This is a genomic window from Pseudomonas sp. NPDC090752 (genome assembly GCF_055584805.1).
The window spans coordinates 92151-109537 of the sequence record NZ_JBVJLI010000018.1; the positions used below are offsets into that span (position 1 = coordinate 92151).

The following is a 17387-nucleotide window of genomic DNA, read 5'->3' on the forward strand; positions in this document are numbered from 1 at the left end:
AAGGCTTGTTACAAACTGCTTTCTAGCCCTCTAGCACGGCTATTTGATGTAGCGCTCGTAAAAATTTAGCGTGGCGAGGTTCTTGTCCTTGGCCTCGAACATGATGTCGAAGCGGTCGCTGAACTGTAGCGCATAGCGGTTGGTCCAGTCGTTCCACATCTGTGCGCTGTGCGCGTACAGGTCGCGCTTGTTCACTTTTTCCAGCAGGGCGGGGATGGTCAGCTTGGCTTCGGCATCGAAACCCAGGGTCTGAAGATGCTCAGGGGGCTGCGAGTAATGCATGGTCGGGCGTACATCGCGCCAACTGTCGATGACCCTGTCGACGCGAGGGTCGTTCGGATCAATGTAGTCGCTTTCGTGGATCCAGCAATGGTGGATATCCAGCACTACCGGCGCCAGGTCTGCCAACGACAGGCAGTCATCGACGCCGTAGGTCTTTTCGTCGTTTTCGAACGTGATCACATTGCGCGCCACTTGCGAAAGCCTTGGCCACACGTGGCGAATGCCTGGCGCGCCCAGGCGCCCGGCGATGTGGATATTGCACTTGAAGTCCTGGAAGCGTTGGCCGAACCCCATCATGCGGATCATGTCGGCGTGGTACTCGAACTCGGCCAGGCTGTTTTCCACCACGTCAGGACGGTCTGAACCGAGCACGCAGTACTGACCGGGATGCATGGACAGGCGGATGTCCGTGTTGCGGGCGAAATCACCTATGGCCGAAAAGCCTTTGATCATCAGCGCCTGGAATTCGCTGTCTTGGTAGACAGGCGCAACGCTGGGGTGGCTGTACAGCGGCAGCAGGTCGCTGCTCAGGCGCACCATGCGCAGCATGGCGGGAAGCTCGGCAACATACCCCAGCAGACGTAACTGGGCATCGAGGTTGTGCTGTACCAACTCGAAGAGCTTGGCGCGGGCCGCTTCCGAGCTTGCCCCGGACAACCAGCGCAGCGTCGTGGTACGCGGGTTGAACGTACGCTCGATGGTTTCCAGCGCCTTGATCGACAGGCTGCGGTGCGGGTGGCGGTACATGCAGGCAAAGCCCAGGCGGGGCATGGTGGTCTCCGGGAGCGGGTATGAGCGTTGGACTGCGCATGCAACCGAACGATCAATCAAACGTCAGGATCCGGCGCTTTCCAGTACGTTCAGCTCGTCTTCCACCTGTTGCAGACGTTGCTTGGCCAACGCCTGGGCCTTTTCATCGCGCGCGGTCTCGCGCATCAGCCGGGTGAGTTTTTCACTCAAGCGTTGCCCGTCTTCGGTCTCTTCCAGTGCCTTGGCCTTGGCCGGGTCGCGGGTGACCTCGACGATGGTGGCGAACTCGGTGTCGCTGAAGTTCTTCTCGCTATAGAGCTTGAACAGGTCCTGGCGCTGGTCCTCGACCGTGAGGTGCTTGCGCAGGACGCCACGGATGGTGTCTTCGGCCAGTTGTGGGTGAGTGCGGGTGAGCAGCGATGCCATGCGTTCGATGTTGTGCTCGTAGGCTTCCTGCAACGGCAGGTTGGCCAGGATCTGCTCTTCGCGGCTGGGCTTCTGGTCGCAGGCGGTGAGGGCGGCGGTGAACAGCAGGGGCAGCAGCAACTTCGGGATGCGGGGCATGGGGTGGCCTTGGGCGCGCGATTCAGGTGGGGATTATAGCGAGGTCGGGCCGATGCCCGCGAGCCATACCAGCACTAAGAAATGTGCTGTAGGGTAGGGGCACCTTTGCCTACGCCATGCTGACAGCCCCATGCCGAACTGGATCATCCAATCGCCCCGCCGTGAGGCCGTGGCCGAAGTCGTAGACTTCGTCGACAGCGCCCGCCGTGCGCTTTTCCCCTTGCTCGCCAACTCGCCGTTGCCCAAAGACCTGAGCCATTTCGAGGCAACCTATCTGGATGGCGAAGGGCACTTTCTCGAAGCCCGTGATCAAGGCCGATTAGTCGCTGCCATCGGTTACCTGCCGTACGACCATCGCTTTTGCCAACTCGATTACCACGGCAAGCGTGTAGTCGAAATCGTGCGCCTGTTCGTGCTTCCCGAATACCGCCGCCACGGCTTGGCCGCTGCACTGTTTGCAGCGTTGCGTGAACATGCCGTGGGGGCCGGCACCGAATGCCTGTACCTACACACGCACCCTTTTCTGCCTGGGGCGATCCGGTTTTGGGAACGGCAGGGGTTCGTGGTGACCGATATTGAAGATGATCCTGTGTGGCGCACTACGCACATGGAGCAGTGGCCGGTGGCGTAGGAATTTTCCAGTTGTTCAGCCGCTAGCCTGGACACCCTGTTCATTTCCAACAGCCGACCATTTCCTTACCTTCGGGTCTTTGGCGATGACGAAGAAGGAATCCACATGGCCCATCTTGCACTGTACAAACTGCAACTGCTCGATGAGTTCGAGTGCCGAACCGACAGCTGGAGCTTCGGCGATTTTGAACGGCGATTAAGCGAGTTATGGCCCAAGTCGTCCTACCACGATGCCAAGGGCATCATCAATGCGGCGCACCACGAGCGCAAGTGGCCGAGGACGGTGAAGCGGTATCTGCTGACCAACTATCAGGAGCATAGGAATGTCAGTTCGGAATTCAACGATACCTTTGCTGATGTGGTGGCGGCGATGAGTGATCAGGAACGGCGGGAGTGGGGGGTGGCTTAGTACTTAAGTGCCTGGCCTGAATTGAGCTGTAGGAGCGGCTTCAGCCGCGAAGCTGGCGACACGGTGGATGGCACCGGCTTCGCCGGTGTTCGCGGCTGAAGCCGCTCCCACAGGTTTTATTTAGCTTCAAAAACCGCCCGTCAACGGCCACTCCACCGCCAACCGGATCTGATCCCCATCCAGCTCCGCCTGCGCCGTATCCCCGCGATGCACGTTATGCCTGATCGAGAACGTGGTCCCCTTGGCCTTGCCGCTCTGCACCACATACCGCGCCTCAAGGTCCCGCTCCCAATGCTTGCCATCCTTGCCATACCCCAGGTACGCATACCCACCAGTGGGGTCCACATGCGTCCCATCAATATCGAACCCGCGCACATACAACGCCGTCAGGTTCAGCCCCGGCACGCCATACGCGCCCATGTTCAAGTCATACCGCGCCTGCCAGGACTTCTCGTTCGGCGCATTGAAGTCGGACATCTGCACGGCGTTGGCAATAAAGATCGCGCCACGCGTCACGTAGTCGAACGGGGTGTTGCCATCCACCTGCTGCCAGCCGAGGCTGAAACTGTGCGGGCCTTGGCTGTAACGCGATACCAGGCTCCAGGTGGTGTTGTCGATACGCCCGGACAGGGCCTTGCCAGTGTCGGTGGTGCGGTACAGGTTGAGGTCCAGGCTCAGGCTGCGGCGGTCGTCCAGGGCGTGGGTGATCGTGCTGCCGAGGTAGTGCTGGTTCCAGGTGTCCTCGTAGCGGGAGGAGTACAGGCTGCCACTGAAGGCGGCGCTGGGGTTCCACACCACGCCGGCGAGGTCGAAGGTGGTGCCCTGGCGGCCGTTGGAGTAGTTCACCACGAAGCCCTGGTCGTGGCTCGACGCGTTGCGGTCTGTGCTTTCGTTGAAGTGCCCGGCCACCAGCTTGACCTTGTCGATTTCGTTGCTGGTGAGGAAGAACCCCGTCGCTGTTTCAGGTAGCAGGCGGCTATCGGACGAACTGAACACCGGTGTTTTTACCCGCTGTTCACCATAAGACAGCACGGTGTTGGACAGGCGCAGCTTCAACGCCGCGCCACCGCGGCTGTATTCGTTCTTCGGATGACCGTCGTTATCCACCCCGAGCAAACGGGCCTTGCCGGCACGACCGCCACCACTGTCGAGCTGTACGCCAAGATAGGCGTGGGCATCCACGCCCACTCCGATCGGCCCCTGGGTGAAGCCGGACTGGAAAGTACCCATCAGGCCGTAGGCCCATTCCTCCGCCAGGCCATTGCGTTCGCTGCGCGGTTTGTAGGCATTGCGCGCAGCGCTGTTGCGCCCACCGTGTTTGTAGTCACGTTGGTCGAACACCGTGCGGTTGAGGATGCTCCAGGTGCTGTCTTCGAGCAGGCCATTGCTTTGCGACTGCGCCGACTCGGCCATCGCCAAGGGGGCGAGGCTCAGCAGCGGCAGGGCCAGCAGCAGACGACTCATTGCCCGGCCTCCAGTTGCTGCAGTTGCGCCGCGAAGCGCGCTTGCGCCCGTGCCGGCAACGCTGAAGGTAGTGCGGTCGAACCGGTTTCGCCCACCTGGATCAGCATCACCATGCCCATCGCCAGGTGCGGAATGCACTGGATGCCGTACAGCCCTGGCACCGTGAAGGTGTGCTCGTACGGCTGGTTCAGTTTGCTCTTGAACACCTCGGCGCCGTTTGGCAGCAACCCAGGCACGCTGGCCGCGTTGTGGCCGCTCTGGGTCGGCACGAAGCGCACGGTATCGCCCGCTGCGATGCGCAAGTGATCCGGTTCGTAGACCATGGCGCCCGCCGTGCCGCGGTTGAGCATCTTCACTTCATGCACTTCGGCCAGGGCGGCAAAGGGCAGCAGGGCGCTGGCGAGCAGCAGGGCGGTGGAGCGCAACAGCATGACGGGAACTTCCTGGTTCAAGGGGCGCGAAAGCGCAGGATGCGCGCGCCGTCGAAGGGGTCGGTGAGGTAGCGGGCGTGCACGCCGAAGGTGCTCAGCAGGCGTTCGGGAGTGAGGACTTCCAGCGGCTTGCCGAGCGCAACCAGGCGGCCTTGATCGAGCACCGCCACGCGGTCGCAGGTGAGCGCCTGGTTCAGGTCGTGCAAGGCCACCAGGGTGGTCACCGGCAGCGCCTGCACCTGCTGCAGCAGGCTCAGCTGGTGCTGGATATCGAGGTGGTTGGTCGGCTCGTCCAGCAGCAGCACTTGTGGGCGCTGGGCCAAGGCACGGGCGATGTGTACGCGTTGGCGTTCACCGCCGGACAGCGAACCCCAGATGCGCGTGCGCAGGTGCGCGGCATCGAGGTCGGCCAGGGCCTGCTCGACGATGGCGTGGTCGTCTTTGGAAAACGGTGCCAGGGCCGACAACCACGGCGTGCGGCCGAGGGCTACGGCGTCGAATACGCTGATCGCGTCGAGGGTGTCGGCCTGTTGTTCGACCAATGCCAAGGCTTGGGCGATACGTCGGCGTGGCAGGCGTGCGAGAGGTTCGCCGAGCAGCTGCACGTTGCCGCTATGCGGCGTGCGCAACCCGGCCAGAAGTTTCAGCAGCGAGGATTTGCCCGAGCCGTTAGGCCCGACGATGCCGAGGGTTTCGCCTGTGATGACCATCAGGTCGATACCGCGCAGCACAGGGTTGCCCGACAGTTGCAGGCTTAGCCCCTGGCAGGCCAGCGGGGCAACGTGCAGGGTTGTCATGGCTGTCATGCGCGCCCCCTGCGGCTAACCAGAATTAGCGCGAACACGGGGGCGCCGATCAATGCCGTGACGACACCGACGGGAATCACCTGCCCGGGGATCAGCGTGCGCGACAGCATGTCGGCAGCGATCAGGAACAACGCACCGCCCAGGGCACTGGCCGGCAGCAGGCGGCTATGGGCGGGCCCCAACAACAGACGCAAGGCATGTGGAATGACCAGCCCGACGAAACCAATGGCGCCGACGATGGACACCATCACCGCCGTCACCAACGCCGCACAGCTGATCAGCAGCAACTGGCTGCGGCGCACCGGGATGCCCAACGATGCCGCCGAATCGGCGCCGAAGGTGAAGGCGTCCAGCGTACGGCGGTGCCACAGGCACACCGCCAGCCCGAACAGCGCCACCGCCACTGCCAGCCACACCGACGGCCAACGCACGCCGCTGAGGTTGCCCAGCAGCCAGAACAGAATGCCGCGCGCCTGCTCGGCGGTGGCCGACTTGGTGATGAGGAAGGCGGTCAGGGCGTTGAACAGTTGCGAACCGGCGATGCCTGCCAGGATTACCTGGGCGTTGTTGCTGCTCGGGCCGGCCGCGCGGGCCAGCACCAGCACCAGACCGAAAGCCGCCAGGGCACCGACGAAGGCGCCGCCAGACATGCTCAACGCCGCGCTACCCAAGCCCAGCAGGCCGACCAGCACGGCGCCGGTCGAGGCCCCGGCCGAGAGGCCCAGCAAGTAAGGTTCCGCCAGTGGATTGCGCAGCAGCGCCTGCAGGATCACCCCGCAGGTCGCCAGCCCCGCGCCGCAGGCCGCGGCGACCAAGGTGCGGGTCAGGCGGTAGTTCCAGATGATGCCAGCGTCGATCGGGTCGACCGGGTAACCGGCCTGCCAAAGGTGATTGGCCAGTACCTGGAAAACCACGCGCAGCGACACCGTGGTTTCGCCAATCGCGGTGCCTGCCAGCAAGGCGGCGAGCAGGGCGACCAGGGCCAGGGCGGTGCAGGGCAGCAGTCGCTTCATCACTGGGCCGCTTTACCGCTGGCGAAGGCCGTCGACAGGGTCTGCAGGCCACGGAACAGGCGGATGCCGGCCTGCATGGCGTCGGCGTCGAGGATGATGATGCGGTTGTTCTTCACCGCATCCATGTGCTGGGTGACCGGGTCGCTGTGGAGGAATTCGAGCTTCTTCTGGTAGTCGTCGGCCGGGAAGCGGCGGCGGTCCATGCGGGCGATGATCAGCCAGGTCGGGTTGGCCTTGGCGAGGGTTTCCCAACCCACGGTCGGCCATTCTTCGGTGGACTTGACCACATTGCGCACGCCCAGGGTACGCAGCATGAAGTCGGCGACACCCTGCTGGCCGGCGACGTAGGGGTCGATGTCCAGGTCGGCGCTGGAGAACCAGAACAGCGCTGAGGTATTGCTCAGGTCCTTGCCGGCCAATTGCTGCTTGGCAGCGTCCAGGCGGGCTTCGAGATCGGCGTTCAGCGCGGCGCCACGGTCCTGTACGTCGAAGATTTCAGCCAGCTGGCTGACGCTTTTATAGATGCTGTCGACCTGGAAGGCCTGCAGGCGCGTGCCGTCGGCACCGACCAGGTTGTCCTTGCCTTCGCAATCCGAGGGCAGCAGGTAGGTGGGGATCTTCAGTTCGGTGAATTGTTCGCGGGTCGCAACCACGCCCTGGGCGCCGACCATCCATTCGAACTGCACGGCCACCAACTGCGGACGCTTGCCGACCACCGCTTCGAAGCTTGGGTCGTTGTCGGCCAGGCGCGGCACCTTGTCGTTCAGTGCCTTGTACTCGGGCAGCACGTTGTTGAACCACAATGACGTGCCGGCCAGCTTTTCGCCCAGGCCCAACGCATAGAGCATCTCGGTACCGGCCTGGCCGATGGTCACCGCACGCTCGGGGGCGTGGGCGAAGGTTTGCGGCGCGCCGCAGTTGTCCACGGTCAGCGGGTAGTGGGTGGCGGCGGCCTGGGCCACACCGGTGAGGCTCAGGCCGGCGAGCAAGGTGAAGAAACGAGGCAGCATGCGGGGCGATCTCCTATCGGACAGTTCACGGAAGAACGCACGGACAGGCATCGCCGAGCCCCTGCAGGGCGCAGGGGCAACACTGATGGCCAATCCCGGACACCCCGCCGGTTGGTGAATGTTGGCCGGCAGGTCTCCTGACTGGTGCGTCGTCGTCCGGCTCCAGCCTTCCCGGATCAGTCATCCAGTGGCATCGATGGAGCGAACTCGGCACTTACAGTTGCGGGGGCAGTTCCCTTTGGCGCGCCTGGGCGGCCTGGGATTCCCTATTATTTCCGTGGTGGAAACCGGCGGCCCGCATGGTAGACCATCAGGCGCCGGGTGAAAACGCTAAATCAGAAGTACTTGAGCCAGGTAATGTCGCGACGGCGCGCCTTGAGCCGGGCGAACCATTGCACCGGCAGGTACAGCGCCAGCGCCAGCAGCACCGCGCTCAGCCATACCGCGCCGATACCATCGAAGCCGAAGTAGTCACCGTGATTCAGACCGAACAGGGCGACGCTGGCCAGGTACAGCAGTTTCAGTACGTACAGGTGCAGCAGGTAGAAGAACATCGGCGCCGCGCCAAACACCGCCAGGGCGCTGATCCAGCGTGCCTGCCCGGCGCGTTCGAAGGCCCGCAGCAACAGCAGGCCGCAGCTCAGGGTCAGGGTAAGGAACAGCAGTGAAGGCGGGTATTTGGTGATGTTGAAGAAGCTCATCAGCGTCTGCGTGAAGGTTGGGTAGCCGCTCCACGGCGCCTCGCCATAGCCGTTGAGCATGCGCAGTACGACGAAGCCCAGCAGGGCGATCACGCCCCCCAGCAGCAGTCGATTCTGGCGTTTCTGCGCATCTGTGCCGCGGGCAAACCATGGGCCAAGGCCATAGCCCAGGGCAATGACGCCGATCCAAGGCAATACCGGGTAGGAAGTACGCAGGCGCAGGCTATCGGAAAACTCCAGCCAGCCACGGTCATGCAGGATCGCCCACGGCACATGCATGGCCGACTCCACGCCGAAGTGCAGGCCATCGAGCAAATTGTGGCCAGCGATGATCGCGGCACCAACGGCCAGCAGGGCAGGGCGTGGCAACCACACCAGCAGTGACAGGGCGATCATGCTCACGCCGATGGCCCAGATCACTTGCAGGTAGATCACGCTGGGCGGCAGCTGGAAGGTCCAGGCGAAATTGACCAGGGTGAACTCCAGCACCACCAGGAACAGGCCGCGCTTGAACAGGAACGCCGAGACATCGCTGCGGCCCTGGTACTTCTCGCCGTACAGCCAGGCCGACAGGCCGGTCAGCAGCACGAACACCGGTGCGCACAGGTGGGCCAGGGTGCGGCTGGCGAACAGTGTCGGGTCGGTGGCGTCGATGGTCATCGGGTCGCTGACCTGGCGGTGCAGGAAGAACGTCTCGCGAACGTGATCGAGCAGCATGAACAGGATCACCAGGCCGCGCAAGGCGTCGATGCTCTGCAGGCGCTGGGTGAGCAGGGTGGGGGTGGCGGCGGCGCTTGTCATGGAAGAGGGTCGCAGGCAGGAATGAATGTCAAATGAAACGTTATCTTATAACTATTTCATTTGAGTATGAAAGTTGTTTTTGTGTTGTTCATATTGGCCCTTTCGCGGGCAAGCCCGCTCCCACAGGATCTCCACTGTCTCGCGTTCAGTGATGAACCTGTGGGAGCGGGCTTGCCCGCGAAGAGGCCGGTAAAGGCAACCTACATCAGAAGCTGTAATCCACCGTCGCAAAATAGGACCGCGGCACGCCCATGATCCACTGCGTACCGCTGAAGGCCGACGCCACATACTCCCGGTCAAACAGGTTGTTCACCTGCAACCCCATGCGCACATCCGGCAATACCTGCCAACCGATACTGGCATCGACTACGGTATACCCCGGCGCACGCTGGGTGTTGGCGGTGTTGGCATAACGCTCGTCCACATAGCGCGCGCCAATGCCAGCCTCGACCTGCTGGCCGAAGCCCTTGCTCAGCCACAGGTTGGCTGTACGCCGTGGCACGTTGGCTGGGCGGTTGCCGGCGCGGTCCTGGGGCACGCCGCCGACCAACTCGTCGAAGTCGTCATACTTGGCACGCACCAGCGAAGCATTGGCTGAGACCTGCCACTGTTGCGGCAAGGCCAGTTCCAGAGTCGCCTCCAGGCCATCGGAAGTCTGCTGTCCAGCCTGCTGTTTCTCGTGGGTCAGCGGGTCGTCCACCAGCAGCTTCTTCTTGACGATATGGAAGGCGGCCAGCGTCCACTCGCCGCGACCGTCCCAGAAGCGCTGCTTGAGGCCCAGCTCAGTCTGCTTCGACTCGGTCAGGTCGTAGTTCATCTGCGTCGGGCTGAGGCTGACCAGGTTGTTCACCCCGTCCTCGCTGGTGGAATACTGGCCGTACAGCGACAGGTTGTCGGTGGCTGCGAACACCAGCCCGGCGCGCCAGTTGCCGCCGTTCAGGCTGCGGTCGCTGCGGGTGTCGTTGATGAGGTTGTCGCGGTCGATGTGGTTCTGGTCGCGCCGCACGCCGGTCACCAGCGACAGGCGTTCGGTCAGCTGCAGGCGGTTTTCGGCGAACAGGGCGAAGGTGTGGGTAGTGGACAGGGTTTGCGGGCGTGTCGGCGAGTCGCTGTGGAAATACCCGGGTGCCGGCTGCCACGGGTCGATGTAGTCGCCGCCAACATCGTTGTATGGCGAGTTGCTGTCGACGTTGAAACGCACCTTGTTGTACTCGGCGCCGACCACGGTCTTGCTCGCCAGGCCGAACAGCGAATGGTCGAAGGTGAAGGTCTGGCGGTCGCCGATCTGCTCCTGGTTGTGCTTGATTTCCAGGTAACTCTGGCGCAGCAGCTGCTCGCGGTCGGCGTCCCAGCTGTAGTCCTCGGCGTTGCGCCAGTGACGGCGGCTCTTGATGTAGTAGAGCTGGTTGCTGGTGCTGAGTTGGTCGTTGATCGTCCAGTCGGTGGTGAAGCGGGTCCACTCGTCATGGTAGCGCTGCACATCGTTTTGAATGTTGTAGTTCTTCTTGCGCAGGCTGCTGCGGTAATGGCCATCGATCAGTGGCGTGCCATAGTAATTGGCCGGCTCGGCATCGCCGCGCTCGTGGGCCAGGGTGAAGCTGAGGTCGTCGCTGGCGTCGAAACGCAGTGCGGCGCTCAGGGCCAGGCTGCGCGAGTCGGTGCGGTCGACCCAGCCGTTGCCGGCCTGCTGGTTGAGGGTGAGGCGATAGCTCAGGCGTTCGCTGAGGCTGCCGCCGCTGTCCAGGCCCAGTTGCTGGCGGTCCCAGGAGCCGTAGCCCAGGCGCAGGTGGTTGCGGATGTCGCCGCTGAAGGGCTTTTTCGGGATCACGTTGATCACCGCACCGGTGGCGCCTTCGCCATACAGCACCGAAGCCGGGCCGCGGATCACATCGATGCGCTCGACCATCCACGGGTCGACCGGGAAGGTCTGGGTGCCGGCACCGGTATACAGGCGCGCGCCGTCGAACAGCGTCATCACCGAGCCATGCCCGGTAAAACCGCGTGCCGAAAGGCCGGTGCCGCCATCGCCGGGGCTGCCGACGAAGGTGATGCCCGGCGAGCGGGTCACGGCGTCCTGCACGGTGAGGTTGTTGCGTTGCTGGATCTGCTCGGCAGTGATCGTGCTGGTGCTGGCCGGTGTCTCCAGGGCACTGAGGTTCAGCCGTGAGCCGGCCTGGGTCGGCGTGGCAAGGTCGACCTGGTGTGCATCGAGGGTGTCGGTGATGGCCGTGGAAGGCAGCGCCAGCACGGTGTTGTCATGGTCATCGGCCAGGGCTGGCAGGGCGACGGCCAGGCAGGCCGCCAGGGGGTGGAGCTTGAGGGAACGGGACATGTCTTTCCACTAACAGCAGGAATGAATGGATCCCGGTGGAAAACACGCAAAGGCACAACCACGCACGCAGGCGCGCACGCGGATACCGGCCTGCGCCCGCCCACCGCGGGTTGCCAAGTGAAGCTTCAGGCCGGTCTCCGGGCTTGCGAGGGTCAGGACGCCTTCACCTTCCCATGCAGGCGCACAGTGGTGTGTCGAAGGCCTCACTCGCTTACCGTTGCGGGGGCAGCGCCGGACTTGTCGTGAACCACGACGCACCGGCTTCCCGTTTCACCCTGCGCACGGCGGCGCAGGACACCTGAAACTGGCGCGCATCTGACCATTGGTCGGGGCGCGCGTCAATCATTTACCTGCCGTGACGGTCAGTGTGCGCCGGCCGACTTGCTCAGGTCGCTTTCCGCCCACTCGGTGTAGATGCACGCATCGGCCACCGCCCAGCGGACCTTCACGGTATCGCCAGGCTGCATCGGCATGCCGGCAGCCGACAGTGCTTTCACCGTCAGTTCGGTGCCGCCTGGAGTCATCACGTGGCAGGTCTGGCTTTCGCCGAGGAACAGCACTTCGCCGACCTTGGCGACGACTTCGTTCCAGCCCGCGGGCAACGGTTCGCGCGCGGCCTGCTCGGTGGTCAGGGCCAGGGCCTTTTCCGGGCGCACCATGATCAGCGCGTCCTGCCCGGCCGCCAGGCCTGGGGTCAGGCGGATCGCCACCGGTTGGCCTTCAAAGCTGCCGGCACCATGACTGCTGGCCTTGATGCGCAGGAAGTTCGAGTTACCCAGGAACGAGGCGACGAAGGCATTCGGCGGGTTCTGGTAAAGGTCGTAACCGGTACCCAGGCCAACGATCTTGCCGTGGCTGAAGATGGCGATGCGCTGGGACAGGCGCATGGCTTCTTCCTGGTCGTGGGTCACGTAGACGATGGTGATGCCCAGCCGGCGGTGCAGCTGGCGCAGTTCATCCTGCAGGTCTTCGCGCAGCTTCTTGTCCAGCGCGCCGAGCGGCTCGTCCATCAGCAGGATGCGCGGCTCGTACACCAGCGCTCGGGCAATCGCCACGCGCTGCTGTTGGCCACCGGACATCTGCGAGGGCTTGCGGTGGGCGAATTTCTCCAGTTGCACCAGCTTGAGCATGGCGTCGACCCGCTTGTTGATCTCGGCGGCGCCGAGCTTGCGGATGGCCAACGGGAATGCGATGTTGTCGCGCACGTTCAGGTGTGGGAACAGCGAGTAGCGCTGGAACACCATGCCGATATCACGCTTGTGCGGCGGCACGTTCACCAGCGACTGGCCTTCGACCAGGATCTCGCCGCTGCTGGGGGTTTCGAAGCCGGCCAGCATCGACAGGGTGGTGGACTTGCCCGAGCCGCTGGAGCCGAGGAAGGTGAGGAACTCGCCGTCCTGGATCTCAAGGTCCAGGTTGTCCACGGCGGTGAAGTCGCCGTAGTGCTTGTTCAGGCCGCGCAGGCTGACTAGGGTCTGGCTATGCGCGTTGTCTTTGATCACTGCACTCATTGTTGTTTTCTCCGCGCAATCAAGCGTTGACTTCGGTGCGCCGGCGTAAGGCGGCGGCAATGACCATGACCAACAGCGACAGGCCGATCAGCAGCGTCGAGGCGACGGCGATTACCGGGCTCAGGTCCTGGCGCAGGGTGGTCCACATTTTCACGGGCAGGGTTTGCAGGTCGGGGCTGGCCATCATCACGCTGAGCACCACCTCATCCCACGACACCAGGAAGGCGAACAGGCCGCCGGCGATCATCCCCGGGCGAATCGCCGGGAAGGTCACCTTGAAAATTGCCTGCAGGCGCGAAGCGCCGCAGATCACCGCGGCATCCTCGATCGACTGGTCAAACAGCTTCAGCGAGTTGATGATCGAGATGATGGTGAAGGGCAGGGCGACGATCACATGGCTGACCACGAAGGCGAACAGCGTGCCGGTGTAGCCCAGCTTGAGAAACAGCGCGTAGACCGCAACGGCGATGATCACCAGCGGCACGATCATCGGCATGGTGAACAGCCCGTAGAGCATCTCGCGGCCGGGGAAACGGCCACGCACCAGGGCAAATGCGGTAGGCAGGCCCAGCAACACGGCGGCGATGGTCGTCAGCACGGCCACCTTGAGGCTGGCCAGCGCAGCATCCATCCACTCAGGGTTGGCGAAGAACTGCACATACCACTTGAAGGTCCAGCCCGGTGGCGGGAATACCAGCCACTGCGACGAGCCGAACGACAGCAGGATGATGAATACCACCGGCAGCAGCAGGAACGCCGCGATGACCCCGGTGGTCAGGTACAGGCCCGTGCGCAGCGGGCGGCCCATGGCATTGGGAGACAGAAGCATGGCGGATTACCTCGCGTTGCCGACCGGGGATTCCGGCTGCAGCTTCAGGTACAGGTAGAAGAGCACCAGGGTGATCACCACCAGCAGTGCGGCGGCGGCGCTGGCCAGGCCCCAGTTGAGGAACGACTGCACCTGCTGAATGATGAATTCGGGCAACATCATGTTCTGCGCGCCGCCGAGCAAGGCCGGGGTGACGTAGTAACCGAGCGACATCACGAACACCATCAGCGCACCCGAGAACAGCCCCGAGCGGCACAGCGGCAGGAACACCTTCCAGAAGTTGGTCCATGGGCTTGCACCGCAGATCGAGCCGGCCTGCAGCACCATTGGGTCGATGGCGTGCATGGTCGCCTGCAGCGGCAGCACGATGAACGGGATCATGATGTAGCTCATGCCGATCACCACGCCGGTCAGGTTGTGCACCATTTCCAGCGGCGCATCGATGATGCCCATGGCCATCAACGCCTTGTTGATCACCCCCGAACTCTGCAGCAGCACCAGCCACGAGTAGGTGCGCGCCAGCAGGCTGGTCCACATCGACAGCAGCACGATGTTCAACAGCCAGCGGCCCCAGCCGTTGGGCACCAGGGTGATCGCCCAGGCCAGCGGGAAGCCCAGCAGTACGCTGATCAGGGTGACCACACCGGCCACCGAGAAGGTGTTGAACAGCACCCGTGCATAGGCCGAGTTGGCGAACAGCTGCTCGTAGTTGCCCAGCCCCGGCACCGGCTCCAGCACCCCGCGCAGCAGCAGGCCAATCAGCGGGGCGAAGAAGAACAGGCCAAGGAACAGCAGGGCCGGCAGCAGGTTACGGCTGCCTTTCCAACGCCGGCTCATGGGTTCGCGCCGGGGTGCGGTTTGCGGGGCGCCGGTGCCCGTGGGGGCACCTTGCGCGTTCTGCAGGGCGTTGATGGCGACTTTCATTTGACCAACCACTCATTCCAGCGCGCAGCGATGGCTTGGCCGTTCTTCGCCCAGTAGGCGAAGTCCAGCGTGACCTGGTCCTGGGCGTAGGCGGTCGGCAGGTTCTGCGCCAGGTCCTTGTCGAGCTTGGCGACGCTGTCGACGTTGACCGGGGCGTAGGCGGTCTTGTTGGCGAACTCGGCCTGGCCTTCGGCACTGCTGGCATTGGCCAGGAACTTCATGGCCGCGTCCTTGTTCTTGGCGCCTTTGGGGATAACCAGGAAGTCGGCCATGACCAGGTTCTGCTTCCAGCTCACGCCCACCGGCGCGCCATCTTGCTGCAGGGCATAGACGCGGCCGTTCCAGAACTGCCCAAGCGAGGCTTCACCGGAGGCCAGCAGTTGCTGCGACTGGGCGCCACCGCCCCACCAGACGATGTCTTTCTTGATGGTGTCGAGCTTCTTGAAGGCGCGGTCCAGGTCCAGCGGGTAGAGCTTGTCGGGCGTCACGCCGTCGGCCAGCAGGGCCAGTTCCAGCACACCGGGGCTTGGCCATTTGTACAGGGCGCGTTTGCCGGGGTAGGTCTTGGTGTCGAACAACGCGGTCCAGTCCACCGGCTTGTTGGCGCCGAGCTTGCCTTCGTTGTAGCCGAGCACGAACGAGAAGAAGAACGAGCCGACGCCGTGGTCGCTGACGAAGCGTGGGTCGATCTTGTCGCGTTTGATCTGGTTGAAATCGAGGGGTTCGAGCAAGCCTTCGCTGGCGGCACGCAAGGCAAAGTCGGCTTCCACGTCGACCACGTCCCACTGCACGTTGCCGCTCTCGACCATGGCTTTGAGCTTGCCGTAGTCGGTCGGGCCGTCCTGGACGACTTTGATGTCGGTCGATTTAGTAAAAGGTACGGCCCAGGCTTCTTTCTGGGCGTCCTGGGTGGTCCCGCCCCAGCTGACGAAGTTCAGGCTGTCGGCGGCCTGCACGGCCTGACAGGCCAGGGTCAGCAGGCTGGCGGACAGCACTGCGGTTACACGTTTGCTCAACAGCATGGTTACGCCCTCGTTGCTTTTGTTATTCGAGGCGGGGCTTTTTGGGCGCGCCCGCCAACAGTATTCGGGGAGCAGCTAAAACAAAGTGTCAGTGGCCGTTCTTGAGTGTAGGTGCCGGCCTGCAATTTTAAGGTCTACGGGATATCATATTATGGTATTCCAAACTTTTGGCAAGAGGATAAGGCGACCGGCCATCACTAATCTCTCGACCCTGCTTGGCACACTGTGGGAGCGGGATTGCCCGCGAAGGCGTCGGTGGATTCACTGCCGCCTTCGCGGGGCAAGCCCGCTCCCACAAGTGCCCCGTTTCAGCTCAACATCCCGGGCTCGAACGGGATGCTTTGCACCACCTCCAACTCATACCCCGCCAACCCCGCATACTTGAGCGGCGGCCCCAGGTGGCGCAGCTTGCCCACACCCAGGTCCTGAAGAATCTGCGCGCCGGTACCGACTTCCGAGTACACCTTCGACTGCCCGCGCTGGTAAGGCCGCACGGGCTGAGTCAGCTGCGGTACACGCTCGAGCAGCGCCTGGGAGGATTCGTGGTTGGCCAGAATCACCACCACCCCGGCGCCTTCCTCGGCAACCCGCTGCAGCGCCGCCCACAATGTCCAGTTGGCCGGCCCGGCATATTCGGCGCCGACCAGGTCGCGCAGTGGGTCGATCACATGCACGCGCACCAGGGTGGGCTGCTCGCGGCGGATATCGCCCATGACCATGGCCATGTGCACGCCGCCTTCGATACGGTCCTCGTAGGTGACCAGGCGGAAGGCGCCATGCACCGTCGGCAACTCGCGCTCGCCGATGCGCTTGATGGTCTGCTCGGTGCTCAGGCGGTAGTGGATCAGGTCGGCGATGGTGCCGATCTTGATGCCATGTTGCGCGGCGAACACTTCCAGGTCCGGACGGCGGGCCATGGTGCCGTCATCGTTGAGCACTTCGACGATCACCGACGCCGGGGCGAAGCCGGCCAGGCGCGCCAGGTCGCAACCCGCTTCGGTGTGGCCGGCGCGGGTCAGCACACCGCCTTCGCGGGCGCGCAGCGGGAAGATGTGGCCAGGCTGTACCAGGTCTTCAGGGCGGGCGTCAGCCGCCATCGCCGCCGCCACGGTGCGCGCCCGATCGGCGGCGGAGATACCGGTGGTGACGCCAGTGGCGGCCTCGATCGACACGGTGAAGGCGGTGCTGAACACGCTGCCGTTGGCCGGGACCATCTGCTCCAGGCCCAGGCGCTGACAGTGGTCGTCGGTCAGGGTCAGGCAGATCAGGCCGCGCGCTTCGCGGGCCATGAAGTTGATGGCCTGGGCGTCGCAGCGCTCGGCGGCGATCAGCAGGTCGCCTTCGTTTTCCCGATCCTCGTCGTCCACCAGCAGGACCATCTTGCCTTGCCGGTAGTCCTCGAGGAGTTCTTCGATGCTGTTGAAAGCCATGCTGCACGCTCACTGTGGTCGGGTGATTATTATGGTATACCATCATACATAAATAATTCGGCAACAGGAGAGCAGCGGATGAAAGCGTATTGGATCGCCCACGTGGATGTGACCGACCCGGAGCAATATCAGCAGTACACCCAGCGGGCGCCTGCTGCATTCGTGGCATTTGGCGGGCGCTTTCTGGCGCGGGGCGGAAGGAGCGAGGCGATGGAGGGGCGGCCGACGCCGCAGCGCAGCGTGGTGATCGAGTTCGAATCGTATGAGCAGGCTGTGGCTTGCTACAGGTCCGATCTGTATCAAGAGGCGTGCAGCCATCGCCAGGGTGTGGCGAAGGCTGAGGTCATCATTGTTGAAGGTTTCGAGCCTTGAGCTGATCAATACCGGCCTCTTCGCGGGTGTACGACCGGAGACATCGTTTACATAGTAAACCGGGGACATGGTTTACACATTTGAGGCTTGGACGCGGTTTTCGCCT

The 17387-nt window shown here is 63.5% G+C and carries 17 protein-coding genes and 2 riboswitches; of the genes, 3 read left to right on the top strand and 14 right to left on the bottom strand.

Annotated elements, in window-relative coordinates:
- Positions 1-39 precede the first annotated feature (39 nt).
- Together ACZ6YA_RS21395 and ACZ6YA_RS21400 are read right to left on the bottom strand one after the other, a co-directional pair.
- Positions 40-1053: a UV damage endonuclease UvsE gene (locus ACZ6YA_RS21395; RefSeq protein ID WP_465899206.1), complete on the bottom strand. Its 1014-nt coding sequence runs from the start codon at positions 1051-1053 to the stop codon at positions 40-42.
- A 63-nt stretch (positions 1054-1116) separates the two neighbouring features.
- Complete coding sequence (locus ACZ6YA_RS21400; RefSeq protein ID WP_465899207.1) at positions 1117-1596, bottom strand: hypothetical protein; 480 nt, start codon at positions 1594-1596, stop codon at positions 1117-1119.
- A gap of 130 nt (positions 1597-1726) precedes the next feature.
- On the opposite strand from ACZ6YA_RS21400, the gene ACZ6YA_RS21405 reads away from it, so the two are divergent.
- Both ACZ6YA_RS21405 and ACZ6YA_RS21410 read left to right on the top strand, forming a co-directional pair.
- On the top strand, positions 1727-2227 hold the full coding sequence (locus tag ACZ6YA_RS21405; protein ID WP_465899209.1) for a GNAT family N-acetyltransferase: 501 nt from the start codon (positions 1727-1729) through the stop codon (positions 2225-2227).
- Positions 2228-2332: 105 nt separating this feature from the next.
- Entirely contained in the window at positions 2333-2635 is a 303-nt protein-coding gene (locus ACZ6YA_RS21410) for a hypothetical protein (RefSeq protein ID WP_465899211.1), read from the top strand.
- Between the two features lie 126 nt (positions 2636-2761).
- Here the strand turns inward: ACZ6YA_RS21410 and ACZ6YA_RS21415 are convergent, their stop codons facing one another.
- The 12 genes from ACZ6YA_RS21415 to ribBA all read right to left on the bottom strand — a co-directional run bounded on the left by ACZ6YA_RS21415 (position 2762) and on the right by ribBA (position 16909).
- On the bottom strand, positions 2762-4099 hold the full coding sequence (locus tag ACZ6YA_RS21415; protein WP_465899213.1) for an OprD family porin: 1338 nt from the start codon (positions 4097-4099) through the stop codon (positions 2762-2764).
- On the bottom strand, positions 4096-4530 hold the full coding sequence (locus ACZ6YA_RS21420; protein WP_465899215.1) for a pseudoazurin: 435 nt from the start codon (positions 4528-4530) through the stop codon (positions 4096-4098). The genes ACZ6YA_RS21415 and ACZ6YA_RS21420 overlap by 4 nt, the downstream gene beginning before the upstream one ends.
- Before the next feature lie 17 nt (positions 4531-4547).
- Complete coding sequence (locus ACZ6YA_RS21425) at positions 4548-5336, bottom strand: ABC transporter ATP-binding protein (protein ID WP_465899216.1); 789 nt, start codon at positions 5334-5336, stop codon at positions 4548-4550.
- Positions 5333-6349: a FecCD family ABC transporter permease gene (locus ACZ6YA_RS21430; RefSeq protein WP_465899218.1), complete on the bottom strand. Its 1017-nt coding sequence runs from the start codon at positions 6347-6349 to the stop codon at positions 5333-5335. The genes ACZ6YA_RS21425 and ACZ6YA_RS21430 overlap by 4 nt, the downstream gene beginning before the upstream one ends.
- A complete protein-coding gene (locus ACZ6YA_RS21435) occupies positions 6349-7359 on the bottom strand; it encodes an ABC transporter substrate-binding protein (protein WP_465899220.1) in 1011 nt (336 codons plus the stop codon). Before ACZ6YA_RS21435 ends, ACZ6YA_RS21430 begins: the two co-directional genes overlap by 1 nt.
- A gap of 110 nt (positions 7360-7469) precedes the next feature.
- Positions 7470-7666: riboswitch (cobalamin riboswitch) on the bottom strand.
- A gap of 28 nt (positions 7667-7694) precedes the next feature.
- Positions 7695-8861: an acetyltransferase domain-containing protein gene (locus ACZ6YA_RS21440; RefSeq protein WP_465899222.1), complete on the bottom strand. Its 1167-nt coding sequence runs from the start codon at positions 8859-8861 to the stop codon at positions 7695-7697.
- Positions 8862-9066: 205 nt separating this feature from the next.
- Positions 9067-11193 (bottom strand): TonB-dependent receptor, encoded by a 2127-nt coding sequence (locus ACZ6YA_RS21445; protein WP_465899224.1) that lies wholly within the window; start codon positions 11191-11193, stop codon positions 9067-9069.
- A 111-nt stretch (positions 11194-11304) separates the two neighbouring features.
- Positions 11305-11510, bottom strand: a riboswitch (cobalamin riboswitch).
- Between the two features lie 45 nt (positions 11511-11555).
- A complete protein-coding gene (locus ACZ6YA_RS21450; RefSeq protein ID WP_465899227.1) occupies positions 11556-12704 on the bottom strand; it encodes an ABC transporter ATP-binding protein in 1149 nt (382 codons plus the stop codon).
- Between the two features lie 19 nt (positions 12705-12723).
- Complete coding sequence (locus ACZ6YA_RS21455) at positions 12724-13533, bottom strand: ABC transporter permease (protein ID WP_387528195.1); 810 nt, start codon at positions 13531-13533, stop codon at positions 12724-12726.
- Positions 13534-13539: 6 nt separating this feature from the next.
- Entirely contained in the window at positions 13540-14457 is a 918-nt protein-coding gene (locus tag ACZ6YA_RS21460) for an ABC transporter permease (protein ID WP_465899230.1), read from the bottom strand.
- On the bottom strand, positions 14454-15479 hold the full coding sequence (locus ACZ6YA_RS21465; RefSeq protein WP_465899232.1) for an ABC transporter substrate-binding protein: 1026 nt from the start codon (positions 15477-15479) through the stop codon (positions 14454-14456). Before ACZ6YA_RS21465 ends, ACZ6YA_RS21460 begins: the two co-directional genes overlap by 4 nt.
- A 308-nt stretch (positions 15480-15787) precedes the next feature.
- Positions 15788-16909, bottom strand: coding sequence for a bifunctional 3,4-dihydroxy-2-butanone-4-phosphate synthase/GTP cyclohydrolase II (ribBA, locus tag ACZ6YA_RS21470; RefSeq protein WP_465899234.1), 1122 nt, complete (start codon positions 16907-16909; stop codon positions 15788-15790).
- Between the two features lie 78 nt (positions 16910-16987).
- On the opposite strand from ribBA, the gene ACZ6YA_RS21475 reads away from it, so the two are divergent.
- Positions 16988-17281, top strand: coding sequence for a DUF1330 domain-containing protein (locus tag ACZ6YA_RS21475; RefSeq protein WP_465899236.1), 294 nt, complete (start codon positions 16988-16990; stop codon positions 17279-17281).
- The last annotated feature ends 106 nt before the right edge of the window (positions 17282-17387 follow it).

Bases quoted from the DNA above. Each gene is read 5' to 3' on its own strand.
- ACZ6YA_RS21395 (WP_465899206.1), bottom strand. From the start codon at position 1,053: ATGCCCCGCCTGGGCTTTGCCTGCATGTACCGCCACCCGCACCGCAGC.
- ACZ6YA_RS21400 (WP_465899207.1), bottom strand. From the start codon at position 1,596: ATGCCCCGCATCCCGAAGTTGCTGCTGCCCCTGCTGTTCACCGCCGCC.
- ACZ6YA_RS21405 (WP_465899209.1), top strand. From the start codon at position 1,727: ATGCCGAACTGGATCATCCAATCGCCCCGCCGTGAGGCCGTGGCCGAA.
- ACZ6YA_RS21410 (WP_465899211.1), top strand. From the start codon at position 2,333: ATGGCCCATCTTGCACTGTACAAACTGCAACTGCTCGATGAGTTCGAG.
- ACZ6YA_RS21415 (WP_465899213.1), bottom strand. From the start codon at position 4,099: ATGAGTCGTCTGCTGCTGGCCCTGCCGCTGCTGAGCCTCGCCCCCTTG.
- ACZ6YA_RS21420 (WP_465899215.1), bottom strand. From the start codon at position 4,530: ATGCTGTTGCGCTCCACCGCCCTGCTGCTCGCCAGCGCCCTGCTGCCC.
- ACZ6YA_RS21425 (WP_465899216.1), bottom strand. From the start codon at position 5,336: ATGACAGCCATGACAACCCTGCACGTTGCCCCGCTGGCCTGCCAGGGG.
- ACZ6YA_RS21430 (WP_465899218.1), bottom strand. From the start codon at position 6,349: ATGAAGCGACTGCTGCCCTGCACCGCCCTGGCCCTGGTCGCCCTGCTC.
- ACZ6YA_RS21435 (WP_465899220.1), bottom strand. From the start codon at position 7,359: ATGCTGCCTCGTTTCTTCACCTTGCTCGCCGGCCTGAGCCTCACCGGT.
- ACZ6YA_RS21440 (WP_465899222.1), bottom strand. From the start codon at position 8,861: ATGACAAGCGCCGCCGCCACCCCCACCCTGCTCACCCAGCGCCTGCAG.
- ACZ6YA_RS21445 (WP_465899224.1), bottom strand. From the start codon at position 11,193: ATGTCCCGTTCCCTCAAGCTCCACCCCCTGGCGGCCTGCCTGGCCGTC.
- ACZ6YA_RS21450 (WP_465899227.1), bottom strand. From the start codon at position 12,704: ATGAGTGCAGTGATCAAAGACAACGCGCATAGCCAGACCCTAGTCAGC.
- ACZ6YA_RS21455 (WP_387528195.1), bottom strand. From the start codon at position 13,533: ATGCTTCTGTCTCCCAATGCCATGGGCCGCCCGCTGCGCACGGGCCTG.
- ACZ6YA_RS21460 (WP_465899230.1), bottom strand. From the start codon at position 14,457: ATGAAAGTCGCCATCAACGCCCTGCAGAACGCGCAAGGTGCCCCCACG.
- ACZ6YA_RS21465 (WP_465899232.1), bottom strand. From the start codon at position 15,479: ATGCTGTTGAGCAAACGTGTAACCGCAGTGCTGTCCGCCAGCCTGCTG.
- ribBA (WP_465899234.1), bottom strand. From the start codon at position 16,909: ATGGCTTTCAACAGCATCGAAGAACTCCTCGAGGACTACCGGCAAGGC.
- ACZ6YA_RS21475 (WP_465899236.1), top strand. From the start codon at position 16,988: ATGAAAGCGTATTGGATCGCCCACGTGGATGTGACCGACCCGGAGCAA.